The organism is Burkholderia sp. BCC0405 (genome assembly GCF_902833075.1).
Classification (GTDB): Bacteria; Pseudomonadota; Gammaproteobacteria; order Burkholderiales; family Burkholderiaceae; genus Burkholderia.
Map to the genome: position 1 here is coordinate 430,095 of NZ_CADFEO010000003.1, position 10,509 is coordinate 440,603.

Here is a 10,509-nt window from a genome sequence, read left to right on the forward strand (position 1 = left end):
GTGCCGGCGGAGTTCAGCCGAGCAGCGCGTCCGCGAATTCGACCGCGCTGAACGGCTGCAGATCCTCGACCTTCTCGCCGACGCCGATGAAGTAGACCGGCACCGGGCGCTGCCGCGCGATCGCGGCGAGAATCCCGCCCTTCGCGGTGCCGTCGAGCTTCGTGACGATGAGGCCGGTGAGGCCGAGCGCGTCGTCGAATGCCTTGACCTGGGTAAGCGCGTTCTGGCCGGTGTTCGCATCGATGACCAGCAGCACTTCGTGCGGCGCGCCGTCATGCGCCTTCGAGATCACGCGCTTCACCTTCTTCAGCTCTTCCATCAGGTGGAGCTGCGTCGGCAGGCGGCCGGCCGTGTCGGCCATCATCACGTCGATCTTACGCGCGCGCGCGGCGCTGACCGCGTCGAAGATCACCGCGGCCGGATCGCCGCTTTCCTGCTGCACGACCGTCACGTTGTTGCGCTCGCCCCAGACCGCCAACTGTTCGCGCGCGGCCGCGCGGAACGTGTCGCCCGCGGCCAGCAGCACCGACTGGTCGAAGCTCTGCAGGTGCTTCGCGAGCTTGCCGATGCTGGTCGTCTTGCCCGCACCGTTCACGCCGGCGATCATCATCACGAGCGGCTGTGCGCGGCCGAGCATCAGCGATTTCTCGAGCGGCGTCAGCAGCTCGACGAGCAGGTCGTGCAGTGCGGATTTCACCTGCTGCGGGTCGGTCAGGCGGCCCGTGCGCACCTTTTCGCGCAGCGCGCCGAGCAGGTACTCGGTCGCGTCGACGCCCGCGTCGGACATCAGCAGCGCGGTTTCGAGCTCCTCGTACAGATCCTCGTCGATCTTCGTGTTGACGAACACGCCGGTGATGCTCGAACCCGTCTTGGCGAGCCCCGTTTTCAGGCGCGCGAGCCACGATTTCTTCGCGGTGGCGTCCTGCAGCGGCGGCGGGACGATTTCGACCGTCTCGACGACTTCGTCGCGTCCGTCGTTGGTCGGCGTGACCGTCATCACGACGGCCGGCGCGGCCGGTTGCGCGGGCGCCTGCGGCAGGTCGGCCGCAGGCGGGGCCTCGGCCGCGGGCGCATCGGACGGCTCGTCCGTTTGCTGCGCGTCGGCCGATTGCGATTCCGCCGGATCGGGCTCCTGCGTTTTCTTGAATCGTTTGAAGAAGCTGAACATGGTCTGACGTCGGGAAGAGGGCGGGCCGCCGCCAGCGGCGGGGCACCGGACGAGCCGTCCTGCGTTCGCGCGGGCGCGGCGCACGGCGGCCGAAACCGTGCATTTTATCAGTGCGGCGTGGCGCTCGCGTCAGTGCGCGCCGCCGCTGTGGTAACGTGCGCCTGTTTAGCGGTGCGCCCTCGCGCGCGCCCGGTCCCTCCGTCGTCGATATTCCGTATGTCCCGTTCCTCTCCCGGCCGCCCGGCGGCCCCTTCTGGCCGCGGCAAGCCGCACACGATCCGCATCATCGGCGGTGACTGGAAACGCACGCCGCTCGCGGTGCTCGATCTCGACGGCCTGCGGCCGACGCCCGATCGCGTGCGCGAGACGCTGTTCAACTGGCTCGGCCAGGATCTCGAAGGCCGGCGCTGCCTCGACCTGTTCGCGGGTACCGGCGCGCTCGGCTTCGAGGCCGCGTCGCGCGGCGCGGCGAGCGTCGTGATGGTCGAGCGCCATCCGCGCGCCGCGCAGCAGCTGCGCGCCATCAAGGACAAGCTCGGCGCACGTGCGGTCGAAGTCGCCGAAGCCGATGCGCTGCGGCTCGCGGCCGGGCTCACGCCGGGCGCGTTCGATGTCGTGTTTCTCGATCCGCCGTTCGGCGATTCCGCTGCGCTCGAGCGCGCGATCACGCTGTCGGCGCCGCTCGTCGCGGCAGGCGGCGCGCTGTACGTCGAAACGGGGGCGGAGCTCGATCCGGCCGCGCACGACGCGCTCGCGGGCTGGGAGGTCGTGAAGCACGGCAAGGCAGGTGCCGTTCACTATCATTTGCTGCGGCGCGAAAATGATGAATAATGCGCGTTCCATACGAGGCGGTGCGCCGCAAAGGCGACGCATGCCCATCTCGGCGGCGGCGTGCGCATCGCACGGCTGCCATCCCGTTTGCGTGATGACAGGAGGAGCGACATGGTAGTCGCCGTGTATCCCGGTACGTTCGATCCGCTGACGCGCGGGCACGAAGACCTCGTGCGGCGTGCGTCGAGCATTTTTGATACGCTGGTGGTCGGCGTTGCCGACAGCCGCGCGAAAAAGCCGTTCTTCTCGCTGGAAGAACGTCTGACGATTGCGAACGAGGTGCTCGGCCATTATCCGAATGTGAAGGTGATGAGTTTCACCGGGCTCCTGAAGGATTTCGTCCGCACCAACAACGCGCGCGTGATCGTGCGCGGCCTGCGCGCCGTGTCCGATTTCGAATATGAGTTCCAGATGGCGGGGATGAACCGCTACCTGCTGCCCGACGTCGAGACGATGTTCATGACGCCGTCCGACCAGTACCAGTTCATCTCGGGGACGATCGTGCGCGAAATCGCGCAGCTGGGCGGCGATGTCAGCAAGTTCGTGTTCCCGTCCGTCGAGAAGTGGCTGACCGAGAAAGTCGCCGCGATCGGAGGCCCTGCCGCGTGACGCGGCGCCGGCCGGTTTCGTCGCGAAGCCGGCCGCCGGCCTGAAGAAGTGAGATCAGTATGGCTTTGATGATTACCGACGAGTGCATCAATTGCGACGTGTGCGAGCCCGAGTGCCCGAACGGCGCGATTTCGATGGGCCCGGACATCTACGTGATCGACCCGAGCAAGTGCACCGAGTGCGTCGGCCATTTCGACGAACCGCAGTGCCAGCAGGTGTGTCCGGTCGAATGCATTCCGCGCGATCCGCAGCATGACGAATCGCACGCGCAATTGATGGAGAAGTATCACGCGTTGACCGCCGGGAAAGGCGACGACGCGTTGTGACCCAGCGGTGACGCGCGCGCTTTGGGCTATCGGCGCACGCGTCACGCTTCCCGAGCGGCGCCGCCTGGCGCCGGTTCTTTCGTTTCAGGCCAGCAACTCGCGCAACGCCGCGACGAGCGCATCGCATTCGGTGTCCGTGCCGACGGTGATGCGCAGGTGCTGGTCGATCCGCGGCAGCCCGAAGTGCCGCACGAAAATTTCCCGCTCCTTCAGCTTTGCCGCAATCGCACCCGCGTCGTGCGCGGGATGGCGCGCGAACACGAAATTCGCGGCCGACGGCACGATGTCGAAGCCGAGCGCGTCGAGCGCATGCGTGAGACGCGTCCGGCTGTCGATCACGCGCCGGCAGGTTGCGCTGAAATAGTCGGTGTCTTCGTACGCGGCCTGCGCGGCAACCTGCGCGAGCCGGTCGAGCGGGTACGAGTTGAAGCTGTCCTTCACGCGGTTCAGCGCGTCGATCAGCGCCGCATCGCCGAACGCGAAGCCGACGCGCATGCCGGCGAGCGAGCGCGCCTTCGACGTCGTGTGCACGACGAGCAGGTTCGGGTAGCGGTCGATCAGCGTAATCGCGGACTGCGCGCCAAAATCGACATAGGCTTCGTCGACCACGACGACCGACGACGGATTCGCGGCCGCGATCCGCTCGACGTCGGCGAGCGGCAGTGCGCGCCCGGTCGGCGCGTTCGGATTCGGAAACAGTACGCCGCCGGCGTCGTCGAGATAGTCTTCGACGCGGATCGAGAAGTCGTCCGCGAGCGGCACGATCGACGTCTGGACGCCGTACAGGCGCGCATAGGTCGGATAGAAGCTGTACGTGATGTCGGGGAAGTGCAGCGGCCGGTCGTGCTTGAGCAGCGCGTGGAACGTGTGAGCGAGCACCTCGTCGGAGCCGTTGCCGACGAACACCTGCTCGGGCTTGATGCGGTGATGGGCTGCGACCGTCTCGCGCAGTGCGCGCGCAACCGGGTCGGGATAGCGGCGCAGCGTGTCGCCGGTCTTGCCGAGTTCGCGCGCGATCGCCGCGACGACGCGCGGCGACGGCGGATAGGGATTCTCGTTGGTGTTCAGCTTGACGGGGCGTGCGAGTGCGGGCTGTTCGCCCGGCACGTAAGGCACGAGTTGCTGAACGACGTCGCTCCAGTAACGGCTCACCGCTTGGCTCCTGTCGGGCAAAGCGACCAGATTACCGCATGTGCGCGCAGGGTGGGGCGGGTAAGGCCGCCCGGCGGCAAGCCGGACGGCTCGATGCACCGCAGCGGTGCGATGCGGTCAGTTGCGATGCAGCTGCATGGTCGCGCGCTCGAGTTCGCCCTTGACGACCATCGGCATCACGGCGAGCGCGCGTTCGATCGACGCGTCGATCACGTCCTGTTCCTCGCGGCGCGGCGGCTTCAGCACGAAGTTCGCGACATCGGGCTTCGCGCCCGCGCGCGCGCTTTCCGGAATCAGGTCGCGCGGATGGCCGATGCCGATCCGCAGCCGCCAGTACTGCTGCGACGACAGGTGCGCGGTGATGTCCTTCAGGCCGTTGTGGCCGCCACTGCCGCCGCCGAGCTTCAGCTTCACGGTGCCGGGCGGCAGGTCGAGCTCGTCGTGCGCGACGAGGATCTGGTCGGGCAGGATTTTGAAGAACTGCGCGAGCGCGACGACCGACTGACCGGAGCGGTTCATGTAGGTTTGCGGCTCGAGCAGGTGGACTTCCTCGCCGTGCAGGCGCGCTTTCGCGTAGAAGCCGTGGAAGCGGCGTTCGTCGCGCAGCGTCGTGCCTGCTTCGCGGGCGAGCTGGTCGATCAGCCAGAAGCCGGCGTTGTGGCGCGTCGCGGTGTATTCCGCCCCGGGATTGCCGAGGCCGACGATCAGTTTGATCATGACGTTTCGAAGGCGGCAACTGCCGCCTGGGCGCAGAAAAAGAAAAACCCGCCGGGCAAGCCGCGGCGGGTTGCGTCGACCGTTTCGTGAAACGGATCGATGGGGCGCGTGGGCAGCCCGCTCAGGCAGCCGGCGTTTCGCCTTCTGCTGCGTCCGACACGGCACCAGCCGGGACCGTCGCCGATGCGACAACCGGGTTTTCCGCGTCGATGTGCGCGACCAGCGCGACGCCCTTCGGCAGCGTGATGTCCTTCGCGTGCAGCGATTGACCGGCTTCGATCTTCGACAGGTCGACTTCGAGGAACTCCGGCAGGTCAGCCGGCAGGCACTCGATTTCGATTTCCGTCGCGACGTGCGAAACGATCGCGCTCGACAGCTTCACGGCCGGGCTGATTTCAGCGTTCAGGAAGTGCAGCGGTGCCTTCGTGTGCAGCTTCTTCTTCGCGTCAACGCGTTGGAAGTCCACGTGCAGCACCAGTTGCTTGAACGGGTGGTATTGCACGTCGCGCAGCAGAACCTGTTGCGACTGGCCAGCCACTTCGAGGTCGAGGATCGACGAGTGGAAAGCTTCCTTCTTCAGGGCGTGCCACAGGGCGTTGTGATCGAGTTCGATCTTTTGCGGGGCTGCTTCGCCACCGTAAACGATACCCGTGGTCTTACCAGCGTTGCGCAGGCGGCGGCTCGCACCCGTACCTTGCTCTTGGCGCTCGAAAGCGACGACTTTCATGTGATTCTCCAATAGCTGCCCGCGACCAGGCAGTAAAACGGGGCCGTCAATCTGCGGCCCCCGATGAAACGGCCGGGGTTTCGTCTATCCCGTCCGATTGTGCAAAAAGCGAAGCGTTGCCGCTTCGCTTTCTGCGCATGCTTTGTTCGGTCGATTCGCGATCAGGATTCCGCGAACAGCGACATCACCGAGTCGCCGCGGCGGATCCGCGAGAACGTTTCGGCCAGCAGGCTCGCGCTCGTCAGCGAACGGATCTTCGAGCAGCCGAGCGATTCGGCGGACAGCGGGATCGTGTCGGTGACAACCAGCTCGTCGAGCGCCGATGCGGCGATACGATCAGCTGCGCCACCCGACAGCACCGGGTGCGTCGCGTACGCGAATACCTGCTTTGCGCCGCGCTCTTTCAGCACTTGTGCGGCCTTGCAGAGCGTGCCTGCCGTATCGACCATGTCGTCCATGATGACGCAGGTGCGGCCTTCGACTTCACCGATGATGTTCATCACTTCGGAGACGTTCGCCTTCGGGCGACGCTTGTCGATGATCGCGAGATCGCAGTTGAGCTGCTTCGCGAGTGCCCGGGCACGCACCACGCCGCCGACGTCCGGCGACACGACGAGCAGATCCGGGTAGTTCTGCTTGCGCAGGTCACCCAGCAGGATCGGCGTTGCGTAGATGTTGTCGACCGGGATGTCGAAGAAGCCTTGAATCTGGTCGGCGTGCAGATCCATCGTGATGATCCGCTCGACGCCTGCGATTTCCAGCATGTTCGCGACGACCTTCGCCGAGATCGCGACGCGCGCCGAACGCGGGCGGCGATCCTGACGGGCGTAACCGAAGTAGGGGATGGCTGCAGTGATCCGGCCGGCAGACGCGCGCTTGAGCGCATCGACCATGATCATCAGTTCCATCAGGTTGTCGTTCGCCGGTGCGCACGTGGATTGCAGGACGAAGACGTCCTTGCCACGCACGTTTTCCTGGATCTCGACCTGGATCTCGCCGTCGGAGAAACGGCTGACCATTGCTTTGCCGAGGGGAATTCCAAGGATATTGACGACTTCCTGGGCGAGCGCGGGATTCGCGTTGCCAGTAAAAACCATCAGGCCGTCATGGCTGCTCATCGTGCACCTGCTTCGGGCTTAGGCGGGAAATGCGGGAAAATTTTTGGCAGGGGAGGAAGGACTCGAACCCTCGCATGCCGGAATCAAAATCCGGTGCCTTGACCAACTTGGCGACTCCCCTACACTCAACTGATAACTTCGCCGGACTTGTGTAGGCCATCCGGCAAAGTAAAACTTCATGACGCGAAAGCGAAGAGCGGATGCTCGTTCAGGCTCTCGGCAACTGCACCGTTCCAACCGGTGGGCAGCTTGGCTTGCGCCGCTTCTGCCTCATGCTTGCTGCGAAACGCTGCAAACACGCTTGCTCCGGAGCCGGTCATCCTCGCGGGGGTCACATCATACAACCATTTGACCACCTGCGCAACTTCCGCGTACTTACTTGTCACAACTTGCTGCATATCGTTCCGACCGAAGCTATCTGGCCATCCCGCGTCGCTGCTTTGCTGTGCAAGAAAGTCCGTAATTGTGACGCGCTTCGAATCTCTTGTCAACAACTCATCTGAAAATATTTCAGCGGTTGGGACGTGAACGCGGGGCGTTACAACCAAGAACCAGCGAGTCGGCAATTGTACCTCAGCTAATTCTTCTCCGATACCCTCTGCGAATGCATTTTTTCCAAAAATAAAAAACGGAACGTCTGCGCCGAGTTTTACCGCGAGCGACTGAAGCTCCGCGCGCGGCAGGTCGAGTTGCCACAGGCGGTTCAGTGCGAGCAGCGTCGTCGCCGCGTCGGAGCTGCCGCCGCCGAGGCCGGCCCCCATCGGCAGGCACTTGTCGATCTCGATGTCGACACCGTGCGCGGTGCCCGTATGCGCTTTCAGCAGGTTGGCCGCGCGCACGACGAGGTCGCTTTCCTCGGGCACGCCGGGCACGTCGGTGACACGTGCGACGCGACCGTCGTCGCGTAGCGTGAAGTGCAGCGTGTCGCCCCAGTTCAGCAACTGGAACACGCTCTGCAGATCGTGATAGCCGTTCTCACGGCGGCCGGTGATGTGCAGGAACAGGTTGAGTTTCGCGGGCGCAAGGCAGTTGCGCAGCGAGCGGGTCGAATCGGTCATGCGTATGTCTGGGCTGGGCGGGTGCTCACTGATCGAGCACGAGCTTGATGTCGAGCGGCGGTGTCGCGCGCACGAGGTTGACGCGTTTGACGCCCGTGGCCGGGGCATCCGCGTAGGCAAGGTAGTCGATCGTCCAGCCGTCCTGGCGGATCTGCTTGACGCGCGTGCCGTCAGCCGGATCGCGCACCGTCTCCGCGGGCGTTGCGGGCGCGGCTGTCGGCAGCAGCCAGTAGCGCAGGCCCGCGAGCGGCAGTTCGAAGCCGAGCGTTTTCTGCATCAGGTCGCCGACGTCCGGCGCATATTGCGTCGGACGGTTCGGCAATTCGAGCGATGCCGCCTGCGGCGTCGACTTCACGACGGCGAGCGTCTGGCCGAGCGGGCTGCGAAGTTCGAGCGACACGTCGTCGCCATGCTCCTGCCAGTCGAAGTTGCCGTACACGTTCTGCTGCTTGCCGAGGCGGTCGTCGTACTGCACCGCGAAACGGCCATGGTAAGCGTGTGTTGCGGCGGTCTGCAGCGCTGCGCCGGTCGGCGCGCTGGCCGACGGCGGCGTGCTTGCGCAGCCGGCGAGCGCGAGCGCCGCGCCGACTGCGGCCAGCGAGCGCCGCGCGCGGAAGGACAGGAAAAACGTCGGGAACATCTGCATCAGAGACCGTTGATCTGGAAGCGTTTCAGCGTTTGCACGAGCGTGTCGTTGTCCGGCTCGAGCTTCTGTGCGTCACGCCACGCGGAACGTGCGTCGTCCTGCGCGCCGCTCTTCCACAGCACTTCGCCGAGATGCGCGCCGATCTCGGCGTTCGGCTGCAGTTCGTACGCACGCCGCAGCACCTTCGCCGCGCCGGCCGTATCGCCCATCCGGTACTTCACCCAACCGAGGCTGTCCATGATGTAGGCGTCGTTCGGCGCGAGCGCCATCGCCTTGTCGATCAGCTTGCTGGCTTCGGGCAGCCGCTGGTTGCGGTCGGCGAGCGAATAGCCGAGCGCGTTGTACGCCTGCGGATTATCGGGTTGCGTGCGGATCAGCTCGCGCAGCTGCTTTTCCATCGTCGTGTAGTGGCCGGTCTTTTCGGCCGCCATCGCGTAGTCGTAGCGCAGGTCGGGATCGTCGGGGAAGTCCTGGACCGCCTGCCCGAGCCGTGCCTCGGCTTCCGGATAGCGCTTCGCGGTAAACAGGATCGATGCGTCGGTGCGTGCGACTACGGCCGCATCGCGTGGATCCGTGATCGGCAGGTCGTCGAGCACCTTGCGCGCCTCGTCGGTCTTGCCCTGTTTCTGCAGCAGTTGCGCGCGCGTGATCTGCGCGGGGAGGTAGTGCTGGCTCGTCTGGTCGACCTTGTCGAGCCATTGCGACGCCTGCGCATCGTTGTTCTGGTCGATCGCGATCTGCGCGAGGTAGATGTAACCCTGGCCGACGTCGAGGTTCGGCTGCTTGTCGCCGAGCTGTACGTACCGCTTCAGGTAGACGGTCGCTTCGTCGAGCTTCTTCTGCTGGATCTTGATCAGCGCGAGCGCCATCAGCGGCGTCGGATCCTTCGAGTCGAGCTTGCGCATCGTCTCGAACTGCTTCTGCGCGTCGTCGAGGCGATCGTCGGCGAGATAGAGCTGTGACAGCGCGAGCCGCGCATCGCGCGACTTCGGATTCTGCTGAACATACTTCTCGAACGACGCGATGCCCGCCGCGCGTTCCGCGGGCCCCATCTGCGACAGCATCAGGGCCGCCGGCAGGTAGTCGGGGCGGATCTGCAGCGCCTGCTTCAGCGACTGCGCGGCGCCGTCCTTGTCGTCGACCGCGAGCTGCTGGCGCGCGATCGCGAGCTGGGCTTCGGGCCGGTTCAGGTCGTTCTTCAGCATGTCCTTCAGCACAGCGAGGCCGCCGACGCGGTCGGGGCCGCGTACCAGCAACGCCTGCAGCGCGAGGATCGCCGGGCCGCGCGTCTCGCCGGTCGCCCGGGCCAGCTCGCGTGCGAGCATCGGCTGCGCGTCGGCCGGCTTGCCGGCGAGCACCAGCAGCGCGGCGTCGACCTGCGATGCGCGATTCGAATCCGGCGCGTACTGGCGCCAGAGGTTCGCGGCGGACAGCGCATCGGCCGGGCTCTGCGCGCCCAGCGCGATTTCGGTCGCGCGCTGCGCCATGCGCGGATCGCGCGTGTCGCGGGCGAGCGCGAGGTAGGTCTGGTAGGCCGGCGCGGGCTGGTTACGCTGCAGCGCGACCTCGGCGGCGAGCACCTGGTAGACGATCTGGCTCGTCAGCGGAACGCTGGGCAGGTCATTCTTCTCGTCCGGCATCACGTGCTCGAACGCACCCTGCGACTCCGCGTCGTCCGATGCCGGATCCTGCGCGTGAGCCGGGAAGGCGGTGAGGGTCCAGGCGGCAAACAGCGCGGCGCCGAGTGCACGGCGGACCGGGAAGGCGCGCGCGCCGCGCACGGCGGCGGGACGCTTCAGAAGCAGCTTCGAGGGCAGGGTCATGGAAATCCGTTCGATGTTTCAACCGATTGTAACGCGCTCGCTACAATACACGCACGATCGTGATAGGGTCTGTTTACATATGGAACGCACATGCGAATGCCCGAAATTGCCCGCATGGCAAGAAGCGAGGAGTGCCGTTTGGCGAGCCAAACGCCCCGAAGGAAGTCCCCTTGGGGGACAAGCGACGAGCGACGCCGCCATCCAGGTAATTTCGGGCATTCCCGTGACAGGAATTTTTTAATTTGGGGTTGCCACGAGAACGGCCGCTCGCCGCGTTGCGCTTCTTGCGAATACGTGAGTATTCGCGGCGTCGCGCGCAACGCGGCGAGCGGCC

At 65.6% G+C, this 10,509-nt stretch carries 11 protein-coding genes and 1 tRNA gene; 3 read left to right on the forward strand and 9 right to left on the reverse strand.

What is annotated here, in order from left to right; genetic code table 11:
- Positions 1 to 13: 13 nt before the first annotated feature.
- Positions 14 to 1,168, reverse strand: a complete 1,155-nt coding sequence (gene ftsY, locus HWX36_RS07205) for a signal recognition particle-docking protein FtsY (protein WP_175951486.1) — start codon at positions 1,166 to 1,168, stop codon at positions 14 to 16.
- A gap of 216 nt (positions 1,169 to 1,384) precedes the next feature.
- Between ftsY and rsmD the strand changes: the two genes are divergently transcribed.
- The 3 genes from rsmD to HWX36_RS07220 all read left to right on the forward strand — a co-directional run bounded on the left by rsmD (position 1,385) and on the right by HWX36_RS07220 (position 2,934).
- Positions 1,385 to 1,999 carry a 16S rRNA (guanine(966)-N(2))-methyltransferase RsmD gene (rsmD, locus tag HWX36_RS07210; RefSeq protein ID WP_175951487.1) on the forward strand — a complete coding sequence of 205 codons (615 nt, stop codon included), beginning with the start codon at positions 1,385 to 1,387 and terminating at the stop codon, positions 1,997 to 1,999.
- Between the two features lie 111 nt (positions 2,000 to 2,110).
- Positions 2,111 to 2,608: a pantetheine-phosphate adenylyltransferase gene (gene coaD / locus HWX36_RS07215; protein WP_039346084.1), complete on the forward strand. Its 498-nt coding sequence runs from the start codon at positions 2,111 to 2,113 to the stop codon at positions 2,606 to 2,608.
- Positions 2,609 to 2,667: 59 nt separating this feature from the next.
- A complete protein-coding gene (locus HWX36_RS07220; protein ID WP_175951488.1) occupies positions 2,668 to 2,934 on the forward strand; it encodes a YfhL family 4Fe-4S dicluster ferredoxin in 267 nt (88 codons plus the stop codon).
- 84 nt (positions 2,935 to 3,018) lie between these two features.
- On the opposite strand, the gene hisC is transcribed toward HWX36_RS07220, so the two are convergent.
- From hisC to HWX36_RS07260, 8 genes are all read right to left on the reverse strand, one after another.
- Positions 3,019 to 4,086 carry a histidinol-phosphate transaminase gene (hisC, locus tag HWX36_RS07225; protein ID WP_175951489.1) on the reverse strand — a complete coding sequence of 356 codons (1,068 nt, stop codon included), beginning with the start codon at positions 4,084 to 4,086 and terminating at the stop codon, positions 3,019 to 3,021.
- Between the two features lie 117 nt (positions 4,087 to 4,203).
- Positions 4,204 to 4,803, reverse strand: coding sequence for an aminoacyl-tRNA hydrolase (gene pth, locus HWX36_RS07230; protein ID WP_124593413.1), 600 nt, complete (start codon positions 4,801 to 4,803; stop codon positions 4,204 to 4,206).
- A 121-nt stretch (positions 4,804 to 4,924) separates the two neighbouring features.
- A complete protein-coding gene (locus tag HWX36_RS07235) occupies positions 4,925 to 5,530 on the reverse strand; it encodes a 50S ribosomal protein L25/general stress protein Ctc (protein WP_085042200.1) in 606 nt (201 codons plus the stop codon).
- A gap of 161 nt (positions 5,531 to 5,691) precedes the next feature.
- A complete protein-coding gene (locus HWX36_RS07240) occupies positions 5,692 to 6,648 on the reverse strand; it encodes a ribose-phosphate pyrophosphokinase (protein ID WP_069248896.1) in 957 nt (318 codons plus the stop codon).
- 44 nt (positions 6,649 to 6,692) lie between these two features.
- A tRNA-Gln gene (locus HWX36_RS07245) sits at positions 6,693 to 6,769 on the reverse strand.
- 55 nt (positions 6,770 to 6,824) lie between these two features.
- Positions 6,825 to 7,706, reverse strand: coding sequence for a 4-(cytidine 5'-diphospho)-2-C-methyl-D-erythritol kinase (gene ispE / locus HWX36_RS07250; protein ID WP_175951490.1), 882 nt, complete (start codon positions 7,704 to 7,706; stop codon positions 6,825 to 6,827).
- Positions 7,707 to 7,731: 25 nt separating this feature from the next.
- Positions 7,732 to 8,352, reverse strand: coding sequence for a lipoprotein insertase outer membrane protein LolB (gene lolB / locus HWX36_RS07255; protein WP_175951491.1), 621 nt, complete (start codon positions 8,350 to 8,352; stop codon positions 7,732 to 7,734).
- The gene (locus tag HWX36_RS07260; protein ID WP_175951492.1) at positions 8,352 to 10,175 is read right to left on the reverse strand and encodes a tetratricopeptide repeat protein; all 1,824 of its coding nucleotides are present in this window, start codon (positions 10,173 to 10,175) and stop codon (positions 8,352 to 8,354) included. The genes lolB and HWX36_RS07260 overlap by 1 nt, the downstream gene beginning before the upstream one ends.
- Between the last annotated feature and the right edge of the window lie 334 nt (positions 10,176 to 10,509).